The 15,888-nt window shown below is 67.5% G+C and carries 14 protein-coding genes; 9 read left to right on the top strand and 5 right to left on the bottom strand.

Going from position 1 to position 15,888, the window contains the following annotated elements:
* Nucleotides 1-53: 53 nt before the first annotated feature.
* Nucleotides 54-1,949 (bottom strand): transcription termination factor Rho, encoded by a 1,896-nt coding sequence (gene rho, locus AC1PLA_RS18765; protein ID WP_104575095.1) that lies wholly within the window; start codon nt 1,947-1,949, stop codon nt 54-56.
* A gap of 217 nt (nt 1,950-2,166) precedes the next feature.
* Nucleotides 2,167-2,508: a thioredoxin TrxA gene (gene trxA, locus AC1PLA_RS18760; protein WP_005923050.1), complete on the bottom strand. Its 342-nt coding sequence runs from the start codon at nt 2,506-2,508 to the stop codon at nt 2,167-2,169.
* Nucleotides 2,509-2,706: 198 nt separating this feature from the next.
* On the opposite strand from trxA, the gene rhlB reads away from it, so the two are divergent.
* From rhlB to rpoH, 6 genes are all read left to right on the top strand, one after another.
* Nucleotides 2,707-4,425 (top strand): ATP-dependent RNA helicase RhlB, encoded by a 1,719-nt coding sequence (rhlB, locus tag AC1PLA_RS18755; RefSeq protein ID WP_039524962.1) that lies wholly within the window; start codon nt 2,707-2,709, stop codon nt 4,423-4,425.
* A 75-nt stretch (nt 4,426-4,500) separates the two neighbouring features.
* A complete protein-coding gene (gene ftsE, locus AC1PLA_RS18750; RefSeq protein WP_016903688.1) occupies nt 4,501-5,187 on the top strand; it encodes a cell division ATP-binding protein FtsE in 687 nt (228 codons plus the stop codon).
* Nucleotides 5,184-6,134 (top strand): permease-like cell division protein FtsX, encoded by a 951-nt coding sequence (gene ftsX, locus AC1PLA_RS18745; RefSeq protein WP_481105120.1) that lies wholly within the window; start codon nt 5,184-5,186, stop codon nt 6,132-6,134. Before ftsE ends, ftsX begins: the two co-directional genes overlap by 4 nt.
* An 8-nt stretch (nt 6,135-6,142) precedes the next feature.
* A complete protein-coding gene (locus tag AC1PLA_RS18740) occupies nt 6,143-6,985 on the top strand; it encodes a response regulator (RefSeq protein WP_016903686.1) in 843 nt (280 codons plus the stop codon).
* A 5-nt stretch (nt 6,986-6,990) separates the two neighbouring features.
* Nucleotides 6,991-7,716 (top strand): uracil-DNA glycosylase, encoded by a 726-nt coding sequence (gene ung / locus AC1PLA_RS18735; RefSeq protein ID WP_102584027.1) that lies wholly within the window; start codon nt 6,991-6,993, stop codon nt 7,714-7,716.
* Between the two features lie 199 nt (nt 7,717-7,915).
* Nucleotides 7,916-8,791, top strand: a complete 876-nt coding sequence (rpoH, locus tag AC1PLA_RS18730; protein ID WP_024938885.1) for an RNA polymerase sigma factor RpoH — start codon at nt 7,916-7,918, stop codon at nt 8,789-8,791.
* Between the two features lie 150 nt (nt 8,792-8,941).
* On the opposite strand, the gene AC1PLA_RS18725 is transcribed toward rpoH, so the two are convergent.
* Complete coding sequence (locus AC1PLA_RS18725; protein WP_016903683.1) at nt 8,942-9,556, bottom strand: trimeric intracellular cation channel family protein; 615 nt, start codon at nt 9,554-9,556, stop codon at nt 8,942-8,944.
* Between the two features lie 52 nt (nt 9,557-9,608).
* Entirely contained in the window at nt 9,609-10,901 is a 1,293-nt protein-coding gene (locus AC1PLA_RS18720; RefSeq protein ID WP_026064621.1) for an NAD(P)/FAD-dependent oxidoreductase, read from the bottom strand.
* Nucleotides 10,902-11,019: 118 nt separating this feature from the next.
* Here AC1PLA_RS18720 and AC1PLA_RS18715 point away from each other — a divergent pair, with 118 nt between their 5' ends.
* From AC1PLA_RS18715 to AC1PLA_RS18705, 3 genes are read left to right on the top strand one after another with little or no spacing between them, the layout of a single operon-like run.
* Nucleotides 11,020-11,559: a hypothetical protein gene (locus AC1PLA_RS18715; protein WP_481105119.1), complete on the top strand. Its 540-nt coding sequence runs from the start codon at nt 11,020-11,022 to the stop codon at nt 11,557-11,559.
* Nucleotides 11,556-12,386, top strand: a complete 831-nt coding sequence (locus AC1PLA_RS18710) for an NYN domain-containing protein (protein ID WP_164739441.1) — start codon at nt 11,556-11,558, stop codon at nt 12,384-12,386. The genes AC1PLA_RS18715 and AC1PLA_RS18710 overlap by 4 nt, the downstream gene beginning before the upstream one ends.
* Complete coding sequence (locus AC1PLA_RS18705) at nt 12,383-13,045, top strand: glutathione S-transferase family protein (protein ID WP_411862222.1); 663 nt, start codon at nt 12,383-12,385, stop codon at nt 13,043-13,045. The genes AC1PLA_RS18710 and AC1PLA_RS18705 overlap by 4 nt, the downstream gene beginning before the upstream one ends.
* A gap of 383 nt (nt 13,046-13,428) precedes the next feature.
* On the opposite strand, the gene AC1PLA_RS18700 is transcribed toward AC1PLA_RS18705, so the two are convergent.
* Entirely contained in the window at nt 13,429-15,651 is a 2,223-nt protein-coding gene (locus AC1PLA_RS18700; protein ID WP_481105118.1) for a primosomal protein N', read from the bottom strand.
* Between the last annotated feature and the right edge of the window lie 237 nt (nt 15,652-15,888).

Genomic DNA, 15,888 nt, shown 5'->3' with positions numbered 1-15,888 from the left:
CACAAAAAAGCCCCGCAATGCGGGGCTTTTTCTTGTCGAGAATACCGACCGACTCAGCGCTTCATCGAACTGAAGAACTCGTCGTTGGACTTGGTGGTCTTCATCTTGTCCAGCAGGAATTCCATCGCCGCGATTTCGTCCATGGGGTGCAGCAGCTTGCGCAGGATCCAGATCTTCTGCAGCAGCTCCGGCTCGATCAGCAGATCTTCGCGACGCGTGCCGGAGCGGTTGATGTCGATCGCCGGGTACACGCGCTTTTCGGTGATGCGACGGTTCAGATGCACTTCGCTGTTGCCGGTGCCCTTGAACTCTTCGTAGATCACCTCGTCCATCTTGCTGCCGGTTTCCACCAGCGCCGTGGCGATGATGGTCAGCGAGCCGCCTTCTTCCACGTTACGGGCCGCACCGAAGAAGCGCTTCGGACGGTGCAGCGCGTTGGCGTCCACACCACCGGTGAGTACCTTGCCGGAGCTGGGCACCACGTTGTTGTAGGCGCGTGCCAGACGGGTGATCGAGTCGAGCAGGATCACCACGTCCTTCTTGTGCTCGACCAGGCGCTTGGCCCGCTCGATCACCATCTCGGCGACCTGCACGTGGCGCGCGGCCGGTTCGTCGAAGGTGGAGGAGATGACCTCGCCGCGCACGGTGCGCTGCATTTCGGTCACTTCTTCCGGGCGCTCGTCGATCAGCAGCACGATCATGTGCACTTCGGGATGATTGCTGGTGATGGCCGTGGCCACCTGCTGCATCATCATCGTCTTACCGGCCTTGGGCGGGGAGACGATCAGCGCGCGCTGGCCTTTACCCTGCGGCGCCATCAGATCCAGGATGCGGCCGGTGATGTCCTCGGTCGATCCATCGCCACGCTCCAGGCGGAAGCGGCGGCGCGGGAACAGCGGGGTCAGGTTCTCGAACAGCACCTTGTTCTTGCTGGCTTCCAGCGGCTCGCCATTGATGGTGTCGACGATCGACAGCGCGAAATAGCGTTCGCCGTCCTTCGGGAAGCGGATACGGCCGGACAGGTGATCGCCGGTCCGCAGGTTGAAGCGGCGGATCTGGCTGGGCGAGATATAGGTGTCGTCCGGGCCGGCCAGGTAGCTGGCTTCTGCGGCACGCAGGAAGCCGAAGCCGTCGGGCAGGATTTCCAGCACACCGTCGGCGGCAACGCCTTCGCCGTGGCGGGTCAGCACCTTTAGCAGGGCGAAGATCACGTCCTGCTTGCGCGCGCGCGCCACGCCTTCCTGGATGTTGAGCTGGTCGGCGATATCCAGCAGCTTCTGCGCCGGCATCCGCTTGAGATCGCTCAGCGAGTAGACCGGGAAGCCTTCCGGCACGGCCGGGTGTGGGCGCGCGACGAACGGCTCATTGCTGCCATCCGACGACGGCATGCCACCACCACCTTCGTTGCCGAAGCGGTCGCGTCCACGGTCGCGGCGGTTGCGGAAGCGGTCACGGCGGTTGCCTTGCTGGTTCTGCCCCTGGCCCTGGCCTTGCTGATTCTGGCCGCCATTCTGGGCTTGGTCCTGACCCTGACCCTGACCTTGCGCCTGGGGCTGAGCCTGGTTCTGGCCCTGGCCCCGGTGCTGCGCCTGATTCTGGTTCTGCTGCTGCTGCGCCTGATTGAAGCGCTGCTGCTGTGTCTGGCCACCCTCGCGGGAGTCGCCATGGGTGTCGTTGCCCTGGTTGCCCTGGTTGGGGCTGGGGGCGTTACCGGCATAGGACGCGCCATCGCCGGACGTCTGCGCCGGTGCCGAATCGGCAGCGTGCGACGGTGCCTGCGGGGCACGTGGAGCGTCGGGTGCGGGGCTGGCGGGCAAGGGCAGGTTGGGCTGCTGCGCGCCACCGTCGTCGGTGGCAGCGGCGGTCTTGCTCACGCGCGGCTTGCGCACGCGCTTCTCGACAGGAGCGTCGACGCTGCTCCCGGTATCGGAGGAAGGATGATCGGACAAGTGCGTGATTCCTCGCTAAGAGTGCGAGCGCCCGGCTGGGGGGCGAACTTTAGGTGATGGGAGTCTAGAAGAGGTTTCTAGAGGGGTACGTCGGCGCACGAACGTGCTCCGGATCAACTGACACTATCACCGCTGCGCGCAACCGCGCAAGCGCCTGCCGCAGCAGGATTTAACTGCTGGCGCATCACGGGGCGCCCATCACTGGACGCCCGCTCGCTCAGGCGGCCGCGCCGCCCAGGGTCTTGTCGATCATCTGGGTCAGCTGGCCCTTGCCAACCGCACCGATCTGGGTGGCCTGCACCTGGCCGTCCTTGAACAGCAACAGCATCGGGATCGAACGCACGTGGTACTTGATGGCCAGGGCGCGGTTCTGGTCCACATTGACCTTGGCAACCTTCAGTCTGCCCTGGTATGTATCGGCCAGATCGTCCAGCACCGGGGCGATCATCTTGCAGGGTCCGCACCACTCGGCCCAGAAATCCACCAGCACCGGTTCGCCGGATTGCAGTACAGCTGTATCGAAGTCGGCATCGCCGACATGTTGAACCTTATCGCTCACGTTGGGTCTCCTGGAAACCAAAACGGCCCGCCCGAACGGGCAGGCCGCTACATTGCGTTAAACTGGGGCATTGCGCGACTGAATCAAGTGTCAGTCCTGAAGCCGCGCTGTCCGCCACAACAGCCGCAGTTTGCGACGCTGTCGGCATCGATGCAAGCCGCGCCCGGGCTGCCCAGGGCGCCTCACGAAGACGGAATAATGAGCGACAAACCGCTGACCGATTTGACTTTTTCCACGTTCGACCTGCATCCGGCGCTGATCGCCGGGCTGGAGAGCGCCGGGTTTACCCGCTGTACCCCGATCCAGGCGCTGACCCTGCCGGTCGCGCTGCCGGGCGGCGACGTCGCCGGCCAGGCCCAGACCGGCACCGGCAAGACCCTGGCGTTCCTGGTGGCGGTGATGAATCGCCTGCTGATCCGTCCGGCGCTGGCCGACCGCAAGCCGGAAGACCCGCGCGCGCTGATCCTGGCGCCGACCCGCGAGCTGGCGATCCAGATCCACAAGGATGCGGTCAAGTTCGGCGCCGACCTGGGCCTGCGCTTCGCGCTGGTCTACGGCGGGGTGGACTACGACAAGCAGCGCGAGCTGCTGCAGCAGGGCGTGGACGTGATCATCGCCACCCCGGGCCGGCTGATCGACTACGTCAAGCAGCACAAGGTGGTCTCGCTGCACGCATGCGAGATCTGCGTGCTGGACGAAGCCGACCGCATGTTCGACCTGGGCTTCATCAAGGACATCCGCTTCCTGCTGCGGCGCATGCCCGAGCGCGGCACCCGCCAGACCCTGCTGTTCTCGGCCACGCTCAGCCACCGCGTGCTTGAGCTCGCCTACGAGCACATGAACGAGCCGGAAAAGCTGGTCGTCGAAACCGAGAGCATCACCGCCGCACGGGTGCGTCAGCGCATCTATTTCCCGTCCGACGAAGAGAAGCAGACGCTGCTGCTGGGCCTGCTGTCGCGCAGCGAAGGCGCGCGCACCATGGTGTTCGTCAATACCAAGGCGTTTGTCGAGCGCGTGGCGCGCACGCTGGAGCGGCATGGCTACCGGGTCGGCGTGCTGTCGGGCGACGTGCCGCAGAAGAAGCGCGAGTCGCTACTCAACCGCTTCCAGAAGGGCCAGCTCGAAATCCTGGTCGCCACCGACGTGGCTGCGCGCGGCCTGCACATCGACGGCGTCAAGTACGTCTACAACTACGACCTGCCGTTCGATGCGGAAGACTACGTACACCGCATCGGCCGTACCGCGCGGCTGGGCGAAGAGGGCGATGCGATCAGCTTCGCCTGCGAGCGCTATGCGATGAGCCTGCCGGACATCGAGGCCTATATCGAGCAGAAGATCCCGGTCGAACCGGTGACCTCCGAGCTGCTGACGCCGCTGCCGCGCACCGCGCGTGTACCGGTGGAAGGCGAAGAGGCCGACGAGGATGCTGGTGACAGCGTGGGCACCATCTTCCGCGAGGCGCGCGAACAGCGTGCTGCCGAAGAGCAGCGTCGCGGCGGTGGTCGCAGCGGCCCGGGCGGCGCATCGCGCAGTGGCAGTGGCGGCGGTCGTCGCGACGGCGGCAGTGCCGATGGCAAGCCGCGTCCGCGTCGCAAGCCGCGTGTGGAGGGCGAAGCCCCGGCAGCGGCAGCGCCGACCGAAACGCCGGTGGTTGCCGCGGCGTCGGTCGAGGCACCTTCCACCATCGTGGCCGATGCCGAGCGCGCACCACGCAAGCGGCGCCGTCGTCGCAACGGCCGTCCGGTCGAAGGTGCCGAGCCGGCAGTGGCCTCCACTCCGGTCGCCGCACCTGCCGCACCGCGCAAGCCCACCCAGGTGGTCGCCAAGCCGGTGCGCAGCGCCGCCAAGCCGTCCGGCAGCCCGTCGCTGCTGAGCCGCATCGGCCGTCGCCTGCGCTCGCTGGTATCCGGCAACTGATCGCCTGCGGCCTGCGTCGCATTGCCGGGCTCCGGCGATGCGACGCAAGCGCTGGCGCTCCGGCATAATCGCTGAATGACCGTTCTGCGTTTCGACAACGTCAGCAAGCACTACGCCGGTGGCCACCAGGCGCTGACCGATGTCAGCTTCGAAGTGGCCGATGGCGAGATGCTGTTCGTGACCGGCCACTCCGGCGCCGGCAAAAGCACCCTGCTCAAATTGATCCACCTCAGCGAGCGGCCCAGCCAGGGCGCGGTGCTGCTGGGCGAACGCAACCTGCTCAAGGTGCGCGGCCGGCAGATTCCGCTGCACCGTCGTCAGGTGGGCGCGGTCTATCAGGACCATCGCTTGCTCAACGACCGCAGCATCGCCGAGAACGTGGCGTTGCCGCTGATCCTGCGCGGCACCCGGCGTGCCGAGATCGGCAAGCGCGTGCGCTCGGCATTGGAGCGGATCGGGCTGGCCCATCGCGAGCGGGCCTTGCCGTCGCAGTTGTCGGCCGGCGAGCAGCAGCGCGTGGGCATCGCCCGCGCCATCGTCGGCGAACCGCGCCTGCTGGTGGCCGATGAGCCCACCGGCAATCTGGATCCGGCGCTGGCCGCGGAAATCATGCAGTTGTTCGCCGAGCTGCCCGCGCGCGGCACCAGCGTACTGGTGGTCAGCCATGACCTGGCCCTGCTCAAGCAGATGCGCAAGCGCGTGCTGATCCTGGACCACGGCCGCCTGGTCGACGACATCTCGCCGCAGGATCTGGCCGAATGAGCAAGCCCGCCAATACCGAAGCCGTCGCCCCCTCGCGGGTCGGCGTGTGGATCGACCACCATCTGCACAGCATCGCCTTCAGCCTGGGCCGTGCCATGCGCAAGCCGTGGGCCACCTTGCTGACCATCGTGGTGATGGCGCTGGCGCTGGCCTTGCCGCTGGGGCTGTCGATCGCGCTGGACAACGTCAAGTTGCTGGCCGGCAGCGTGCAGCAGTCGCGCGAGATCAACCTGTTCCTGAAGGTCGAGATCGGCGCCGAGGCCGCGCAGGCCCTGGCCGGCGAACTGCGCGCGCGCCCGGACGTTGCCCAGGTCGCGCTGCGCACGCCGGCGCAGGGGCTGACCGAGCTGCGCGAGAGCGCCAAGCTCGACGAGGCGATCGATGCGCTGGGCGACAACCCGCTGCCGACGCTGCTGGTCGTCACGCCCACCGAGACGGCCGACGATGCGCAGCTGGCCGGTGCGCTGCAGGCCTTGCCGCAGGCCGACCAGGTGCAGCACGACGCGCTGTGGCGCAAGCGCCTGGATGGCTGGCTGCACTTCGGCGAGCGACTGGTGCAGGTGTTGTCGGCACTGCTGGGTGTCGGCGCGGTGCTGGTGGTCGGCAATACGGTGCGGCTGGACATCCAGTCGCGGCGCGAGGAAATCGGCGTGCTGCAGTTGCTGGGCGCCAGCGATGGCTTCATCCGGCGTCCGTTCCTGTACCTGGGGGCCTGGTACGGGCTCGGTGCCGGCGCTATGGCGCTCGCGCTGATCGCCGCCTCCGGGCTGGCGCTGCGCGCGCCGTTGGCGACCCTGGCCGACAGTTACGGCAGCTCCTTTACCCTGCACGGGCTGGATCTGCTGCATTCTGCGCTGGTGCTGGTCGGCACCCTGGTCCTGGGCTGGCTGGGCGCCTGGCTGGTCACCGGCCATTTCCTTCGCCAGACCCGTCCCACCGAGACCTGAGGCCTGCCATGCATCCACCGGATCTCAAGCACCTGATCAGCGACGCGCCGCGCGTGATGGTGGTCGATGGCTCCAAGCTGGTGCGCAAGCTGATCGCCGATGTGTTGCAGCGTGATCTGCCCAACGTGCAGGTGATCGGCTGCTCCAGCATCGCCGAGGCGCGCCAGGCGCTGGAAGCCGGGGCGGTGGATCTGGTCACCACCTCGCTGTCGCTGCCCGATGGCGATGGCCTGACCCTGGCGCGCAGCGTGCGCGAAGCGGCCGGCCAGGCCTATGTGCCGGTGATCGTGGTCTCCGGCGATGCGCAGCAGCATCTGGTGGAGCGCCGCTTCACCGAATACGTCACCGATTATTTCGACAAGGCGCTGGGCCACGAAGCCCTGGCGACCTTCATCCGCGGCTATGTGCAGCCCGAGCCGGTGGTCGGCGCGACCGTGCTGTACATCGAGGACAGCCGCGTGGTGGCCGAGGCGACCAAGCGCATGCTCGAGCGGCAGAGCCTGAAGGTGGTGCATGTGCTCACCGCCGAGGATGCCTTTGCGCTGCTCACCGCCGAATCGCTGGGCCGCACCGAGCGCCGCATCGACGTGGTGCTGACCGATGTGACCCTGAAGGGCGAGCTCAACGGCCGCGACGTGGTCGAGCGCATCCGCATCGACTTCGCCTACGGCAAGCGTCGCCTGCCGGTGCTGGTGATGACCGGCGACACCAATCCGCGCAACCAGTCCGAGCTGCTGCGCGCCGGCGCCAACGACCTGGTGCAAAAACCCATCGAAGAACGTCTGCTGGTGACCAAGGTGCTGTTCCAGCTGCGCCTGGCACGGCTCGAGGACCAGGCTGTCACGCTATGACCGAAGTGGCTGAAGTGGAAGCGCGTATCCAGCTGGAACCGTCGTGGAAGGCGCGGGTGGGCGATTGGTTGCTGCGCCCGGAAATGCAGGAGCTGTCCACATTCCTACGCCAGCGCAAGGCGGCCGGGGCGCGGGTGTTCCCGCCGGGCCCGCAGATCTTTGCGGCCTTCGACGCCACCCCGTTCGAGCAGGTCAAGGTGGTGATCCTGGGCCAGGACCCGTATCACGGCGAAGGCCAGGCGCATGGGCTGTGCTTTTCGGTGTTGCCCGGCGTGCCGGTGCCGCCGTCGCTGCTCAACATCTACAAGGAGATCCAGGACGACCTGGGCATCGCGCGTCCGGACCATGGCTATCTGATGCCGTGGGCGCGCCAGGGCGTGCTGCTGCTCAATGCGGTGCTGACGGTGGAGCAGGGCCGTGCCGGCGCGCACCAGAACAAGGGCTGGGAAGGCTTCACCGACCATGTGGTGGAGACCCTCAACCGCGAGCGCGAAGGCCTGGTGTTCCTGCTCTGGGGCAGCTACGCGCAGTCCAAGGGCAAGGTCATCGACCAAGCGCGCCATCGCGTGTTCAAGGCCCCGCATCCCTCGCCGTTGTCGGCGCATCGCGGCTTTCTAGGCTGCCAGCACTTCTCCAAGACCAACGAGCACCTGCAGCGCCGCGGGCTGGGCCCGATCGACTGGTCGCTGCCGCCCCGCAACGCGCTGGACACCACTCCGGCCAGCGGCTGAACGGTACCGGCGCCGGCCCGTTTCGCGGCGGCTTTGTCACGGTCTGCGCAGGGCGGCGGTGGTAGCGTAGATGCTCGAAGTCGGGAGTTGCGCCGTAGAACGACGGCGATTCCAAAAGCCCGAACGTCCTATAAATGGAACGCTGGGAACTCTTTCTGTACCCGGCAGTCCAATAGTTCGACTGCTAAGATGGTGCCCTATGAACCAGATCACCTCGACTGCCCTAGTGGCAAACAATCTCCCGATCCCCAGTGCGCTCGGTTCGCTGGACGCCTACATCGGTGCCGTGCACCAGATCCCGGTGCTGTCGGTCGATGAGGAACAGAATCTTGCCCGTCGCTTCCGTGATGAGCTGGATCTGGACGCCGCGCGCGAGCTGGTCCATTCCCACCTGCGCTTCGTAGTGCACGTCGCTCGCGGCTACAACGGGTACGGCCTGCCGCTGGGCGACCTGATCCAGGAAGGCAACATCGGCCTGATGAAGGCGGTCAAGCGCTTCGACCCGGAAATGGGCGTGCGCCTGGTCAGCTTCGCGGTGCACTGGATCCGTGCCGAGATGCACGAGTTCATCCTGAAGAACTGGCGCATCGTCAAGGTCGCCACGACCAAGGCGCAGCGCAAGCTGTTCTTCAACCTGCGCAAGTCCAAGACCCGCCTGGGCTGGCTCAACGCGTCCGAGGTGACTGCGGTCGCCAAGGACCTGAACGTCTCCGAGCGCGAAGTGATGGAGATGGAGTCGCGTCTGTCCGGTCGCGATATCGGCTTCGATGCCTCGTCCGACGAAGACGACGATCATGGTCCGCCGTCGCCGGTGAGCTATCTGGTGGCCAACGACGAAGATCCGTCGCAGGCCTACGAGCGTCACGACAGCGAGGACAATCAGCTGCAGTTGCTGCGCGAAGGCATGGCCGGCCTGGACACGCGCTCGCGCGACATCGTCAAGCGCCGCTGGCTGGACTCTGACTCCAAGGTGACGCTGCAGGAGCTGGCCGACGAGTACGGCGTGTCGGCCGAGCGTATCCGCCAGATCGAGGCGAATGCGCTGAAGAAGATGAAGGCACTGTTCGTGGCCTGATCCTTCGATCGTGCCTCAGGTGTTGCACAAACGGCCCGGTTTTCCGGGCCGTTTGCATGTGGGCTGCCGGTGCTGCGTCGAGTCCGACGACGCGCGGTGGTTCGTCGTGGTCGTTCGCCGATGATCGACCGCGCGCTGCGCCCGCCGGCGCTATTCCGGCAGGCGCGCCACCGGCAGATGCCAGCCGTAGCGGATGGCCATGAAACGCAGCCCGAAACAGACCAGCGCACCGGTCGCCAGCGACCAGGCCTGCGGCACTGCGAGCATGTGCCCGATCGCGACCAGGCCGCCACCGGCCAGCGCGGCGACCGCATACAGCTCGGCCTGCAGCACCACCGGCGTCCGCGCCACCAACAGATCGCGCGCGATGCCGCCGCCGATGCCGCTGAGCATGCCGAGTAAGGTCGCGCTGAGCGGGCTGAGTTGGTAATCGAGCGCCTTGCTGGTGCCGTAGACCGCAAACAGCGCCAACCCGGCCGCGTCGAACAACTGCACCGGGTTGCGCAGCCGTTCCACCGCCGCATGCCAGTAGAAACCGGCCACGCCGGCCAGGCAGGCGACCAGCAGGTACTGCGGATGCACCAGCGCGGCCGGCGGGGTGGCGCCGATCAGCACATCGCGCACGATCCCGCCGGACACCGCCGCCGCGCACGACAGCACCAGTACGCCGAACAGATCCAGGCGATTACGCACCGCCACGGTCGCGCCGCTGAGGGCGAACACGAAGGTGCCGAGCAGATCCAGCAGGAACAGGAGAGTGGTCACGATCAGACCGTCGCATCAGGCCGCACAGCATCGCGCACGGCCTGCGCCGCTGTCATCCGTCCTTGCTGCTGGGCGGCGGGTCGTCGGTGGCACCGCCGAAGATGATGCGCGCGGCGCGCTGGTAGCTCCAGTACGCCATCGCCCAGTTCACCAGCACCACGAACCGGTTGCGGAAGCCGATCAGGAAGTACACGTGCGCGGCCAGCCAGAACCACCAAGCCACGATGCCGGAGAGCTTGAGCTTGCCGACATGCACGATGGCGGCCATGCGGCCGATCGTGGCCAGGTTGCCGTAGTCCTGATAGCGGAAGGCCGGTGCGGGCTGGCCGCGGTGGCGGGCGCGGATCGCCTTGGCGATGTGCTTGCCCATCTGCTTTGCCGCCGGTGCCACACCCGGCACCGGGCGGCCGTCCTGCTGTACCGAGGCCAGGTCGCCGCCGACGAAGATCTCCGGGTGGCCAGGCACGCTCAGGTCCGGCTCCACCAGCACGCGGCCGGCACGATCCAGCGGCACGCCCAGCGTGCGCGCCAGCGGCGATGCGGCCACGCCGGCGGCCCACACCACGGTGCGTGCAGGCACGAAGGTGTCGCCGAGCTGATAGCCCAGCGCGTCGATGTGGGTGACCGGCGTGCCGGTGTGCACCTCCACTCCCAGGCGTTCGAGCTGCTTGCGCGCCTTGGCGGTGAGATCGTCCGGGAACGAGGGCAGCACGCGCGGGCCGGCTTCGACCAGGCGCACGCGCGCCTGCTGCGGGTCGATATGGCGGAATTCGTTCTTGAGTGTGTGGCGGGCGATCTCGGCCAGCGTGCCGGCCAGCTCGACGCCGGTCGGGCCGCCACCGACCACGGCAAAACTCAGCCAGGCCGCGCGTGCGGCCGGGTCGGATTCGGCCTCGGCGCGCTCGAAGGCGAGCAGCAACTTGCGCCGCAGCACCAGCGCGTCGTACAGCGTCTTCAGGCCGGGCGCATGCTCGGCCCATTGATCGTTGCCGAAGTAGGCATGGGTGGCGCCGGTAGCCAGCAGCAGCATGTCGTAGCCGAGCGTGCTGCCGTCGGCGAGCACCACCTCACGTCGGGCCGGGGCGATTTCGGCGACGTCGCCGAGCAGCACTTCGACATTGCGCTGTTCGCGCAGGATGTGGCGCAGCGGCGCGGCGATATCCGGTGCCGACAGGCCGGCGGTGGCGACCTGGTACAGCAGCGGCTGGAACAGGTGATGGTTCTGGCGGTCGATCAGGGTGATGCGGATGCCGGGATCGTCGAGCGCGCGGGTGGCCCATAAGCCGGCGAAACCGCCGCCAACCACAACCAGGTGCAGCGGAGCTTGGGAGGGGGAAGAAGTCATCGTAAGGTCCGATGGATTGCGACGCGGGCTCATCAGCATGCCGCATCGGTAATGAACATGCCGCCTGGATCCGGCCTGCCTGCGGCATCATGTCGCATCTCGTCGACCTGATGACCGCATGCCGTCACTACCCCCGCCGTTGCCGCCGCTGTCGCCACCGCCATCCGCTTCTCCGGCGATGGCACCGGCTGCCGCGCGTGCGCCCGGACAGAAACTCAGCGGCGTCTCACTCGGCCTGATCGGGCTGGCGGCCTGCGTGGTGCTGTTCGGCATGCTGGTACTGGGCGCGCTTGGCTGGCTGATCGTGTTCGGCTGGTCGCTGTTTGCCGACCAGGCACGCGCCGCGCTGCAGGGCGATGCGGTGGTGCAGGAACAGATCGGCCAGATCCACACGATGCGGGTGGATCTGGTGCGCACCGGTCTGGCGCCGGGCGACGACGATTTCGTTTTCACGGTAGAAGGCGATCGCGGCCGCGGACGCGTACATGCCACCTGGGTCAGTGGCGGCTCCGAGCGCGAGATCCTGAGCGATGGCGTGTTGACCATGCACGATGGCAGCCAGTACACGCTGCCGTCGGCCGATGCCGACGACAGCGAAATCGACAGCGAAATCGACACCGCAAGCAACACCGACTCTGCCGACACCTTCGAGGAATGACCATGATCGACAATCCCGACAAACGCATCGCCTTGCTGATCGATGCCGACAACGCGCCCGCCGGCAAGATCGACGTGGTGCTGGCGGAAGTGGCGCGCTATGGCGTTGCCAACGTGCGCCGCGCCTACGGCAACTGGAAGAGCCCGCACCTGAAGAACTGGGAAGCGGCGCTGCACGAATACGCGATCCGGCCGATCCAGCAATTTGCCTACAGCTCGGGCAAGAACGCCTCGGACATGGCGATGGTGATCGATGCGATGGACCTGCTGTATGCGCGCAATCTGGATGGCTTTGCGATCGTCTCCAGCGATGCGGATTTCACCCCGCTGGTGATGCGTCTGCTCACCGATGGCATGAAGGTATACGGCTTCGGCGAGAAGAAAACCCCGGCGCCGTTCGTCAATGCCTGTTCCAAGTTCACCTATGTCGAAGCGCTGGGGGAGCAGGCGGCAGCGGCCAGCGACACCGCCGCCGGCCGCAAGGACGCCACCGCGCTGCGCGGCGACACCCGGCTGGTGCAGATGCTGCGTAATGCGATCGACAGTGCCTGCGAAGACGATGGCTGGGCGCATCTGGGAGCGGTGGGCAAGCAGGTGGCCAACCAGGCCTCGTTCGACCCACGCAATTACGGCTATCGCAAACTCAGCGATCTGGTGCGTGCGATCGGCCTGTTCGAGATCAAGCAGGACGAGCAGGCCCTGTGGGTACGCGATGCGCCCAAGGGCGGGCGGGCGAAAGCGGCGCAGCCAGCGGCCGCCGTCGCCACGCAGGCGGCCACCGCAAAGCGTCCGGCGCGCGCGACGCCCAAACCGGCAGCGGGGAAATGACGATGGCTGACGCTGCAATGCAATCGGCGGCAGGAAACGCCTCGATCACGCTATGGGGGCGGCGCAATTCCAGCAATGTGCGCAAGGTGCTGTGGTGCGCCGAAGAAGCCGGGGTGCCGTATACCTCGATCGAAGTCGGCGGTGCGTTTGGTCATAACGACACGCCCGAGTATCGCGCGTTGAATCCCAACGGTCTGGTGCCGACGATGCAGGATGGTGAGTTGGTGCTGTGGGAGTCCAATGCGATCGTGCGCTACCTGGCCGCGCAATATGCGCCGGCCCTGTATCCGCAGGCACCGGCCGAACGCGCGCTGGGCGATCGCTGGATGGACTGGACCACCTCGACGTTTGCCGGCGTGTTTCGCGACCTGTTCTGGGGCGTGCTGCGCACACCGCAGGCCGAGCGCGATCCTGCGCGCATCGCCGCGGCGCTGGCGCGCTCGGGCGACCTGCTCGCACGCGCGGATGCGGCCCTGGCGCAGCAGCCGTATCTGTCCGGCACGCAATTTGCGATGGGTGATATTCCACTGGGCAGCTTCATCTACGCCTGGTTCGAAATGCCGATCGAGCGGCCCGAGCTGCCACATCTGCAGGCGTGGTACCAGCGCCTGCGCGCGCGGCCTGCGTACCAGCGTGGCGTGATGACCGCGCTGACCTGAGTTTCGCGTTGCCGCTCAGGCCAGCATGGCCCATGGCAGACACCGCACGCGCTGCCAACCCGACACGTTGCTGCAAGGACATGCGCCTCGTACATCACGCGGCCAAATAGCCGCGTTCTCTGTAGGAGCGCACTTGTGCGCGAGGGCATTCCCGCTAACGCCCCATCGCGCGCAAGCGCGCTCCTACAAAAACGTGGGGACACGTGCGGCCTGTTCGCTCGCGTTTGTTCGTAGGAGCGCACCCGGGCGCGAGGGCATTCCCGGTAACGCACCATCGCGCCCAGGTGCGCTCCTACGAAAGATCACGCCACGCGCGATCAAGGACCTGGGCACAGCGCGCAAGACGTGGGTCTGGCTGCAGCTCCGCGTGCGATACGCCCGCCCTAATACAGATCGATCGGATCCACATCCAGCGACCAGCGTACGCGCCGCGCCTGCGGCAGCGCATAGATCGCAGGCAGTTGCGAATCCAGCAGACGATGCAGGGCCGAACGCTGTTGCGCGGACAACAGCAACTGGGTGCGCTGGAAACCGGCGCGGCGCGGCATCGGTGCCGGCATCGGGCCGTAGCACTCCACTGCGGCAAACGCAGGCGATTGTGCGGTGCTGTCTGCCGTGGTCAGGCCGCGCACCGCCATCAGGAACTGGTTGGCCGCGGCCACGTCCTTGGCCTCGGCGCGGAACAGCGCCAGATGCGCGAACGGCGGGAATCCCGCGGCCTCGCGCTGCTGCAGTTCGACATCGGCGAAGGCGTGGTAGCCGCCGTTGACCAGGGTCTGCAGCAGGGGATGTTCGGGGTGATGGGTTTGCAGCCAGACCTCGCCGGGGCGGTCGGCGCGCCCGGCGCGTCCGGCCACCTGGATCAGCTGCTGGGAGAGCTTTTCGGCGGCACGGAAGTCGGCCGAGAACAGGCCTTCGTCGATGCCGACCACCACCACCATGGTCAGCCGTGGCAGATCGTGGCCCTTGGCCAGGATCTGGGTGCCGACCAGGATGCCGGCCTCGCTGCCCAGGCGCGCCAGCTGGGTCTCCAGCGCGTCGCGGCGCTGGGTGGTGCTGCGGTCGATGCGCACCACCGGAAACTCCGGGAACGCTTCGGTCAGGCGTTCTTCCAGCCGCTCGGTGCCGATGCCTTGCGGCTGCAACGCCAGGCTGGCGCAGGCCGGGCAGGCCAGCGGTGCCTGCTGGCGCGCGCCGCAGTGATGGCATTGCAGGCGCCGCCCGCCGGCGTGCACGGTCATCGGGGTCTGGTGCAGCGGCGTGCTGCAGCGCTGGCAGGCGGCAGTCCAGCCGCAGTCGTGGCACAGCAGCACCGGCGCATAGCCGCGGCGGTTCTTGAACACCAGCACCTGCTCGCCGCGTGCCAGGGTGGCGCCGATGCCGGCCAGCACTTCCGGCGACAGGCCGTCCTTGAGCGGGCGCTTGCGCACGTCGAGCACGCGCACGCGCGGCGGACGCGCCTCGCCGGCGCGGCGCGACAGGCGCAGATGCCGGTAGCGACCGGAATAGGCGTTGTGCAGGCTCTCCAGCGACGGCGTGGCGCTGCCCAGGATCACCGGCACATCCAGCGCCTTGCCGCGCACCAGCGCGAAATCGCGGGCGTGATAGCGGATGCCGTCCTGCTGTTTGTAGCTGCCGTCGTGTTCCTCGTCGATCACGATCAGCCCGGCATTGGGCAGCGGGGTGAACACCGCCGAACGCGTGCCGACGACCAGCTTGGCTTCGCCGCGCCAGGCCGCCGCCCACACCCGCGCCCGTTCGCCGTCGGACAGCCCCGAATGCAGCGCGTGCACCGGCACGCCCAGGCGGGCGCGGAAGCGGCCCAGCGTCTGCGGGGTCAGGCCGATCTCCGGCACCAGCACCAGCGCCTGGCGGCCAGCCGCCAGGCAGTCGGCGATCGCCTGCAGGTAGACCTCGGTCTTGCCGCTGCCGGTGACGCCATCGAGCAGATAGGTGGCAAAACCGCTTTGCGCACGGATGGCGTGGGCGGCGGCCTGCTGTTCGTCGTTGAGCTGCGGGCCGCTGCCGGGACGGGGCGGGATGCTGTCGGCCGGCACCGCCACGCGCTCGGCATGGCCGCGCTTGGCCAGGCTGCGTGCGGCCTCGCGCCACTGCGGCAGCAAGGGGTCCAGCTGTTCTTCGCCTAGCGCACCGGTCAGCAGCAGGGCGGCCAGCAAGGCGGGGCGGCTGCCGGCGCGCAGGCTGGCGGCGCCGGTGCGCCCGGCCTCGGTGAGCTGCCAGGCCCAGGCATGGGTGTCGGCCAGCGGCTCGCCGCGGCGCAACGGGCCGGGCAGGGCGCTGGACTGGGCCTCGCCCAGCGGGGCGTGGGTATAGCGCGCCAGCCACTGCAGCGAACGCGCCAGCTCCTCAACCAGCAGCGGGGCGTCGTCGCACCAGGCCAGCGCCGGGCGCAGTCCTTCGGCGGAGGCCAACTGGCCGATCTCCACCACCACCCCGACCAGCTCGCGCGGCCCGAACGGCACCCGCACCCGGCAGCCGACCCGCGCCGGGTCGGTCAGCGGCGCGTCGGCCGGAGGCAGATAGTCGAACAGTTGGGGCAGCGGCACCGGCAGGGCGACGCGCAAGGTGGCGACGGTCGAAGACATCCGGTCAGTCTACCGACCCTGTCCAGTACCCGGCAGACGCCGCTCGGTCGTCTCCGAATCGGTGCTTCGGCTTACGACGCGTTTGTGTGACGGAAGTGATAAATCCGACGTAAACCTATGTGAGGGCTAGGGAAACGGGTTTATCCACACTGCCTGTGGATAAGCCTGTGAATTAGTCTCGTGCTCCACGCTGTGAAGGCGGATTCACTAGCCTCTGCAACCTGTTGGACATTTTTT

The organism is Xanthomonas sp. NCPPB 1826 (genome assembly GCF_056725285.1).
This window is presented reverse-complemented; position numbering and strand designations above follow the sequence as displayed.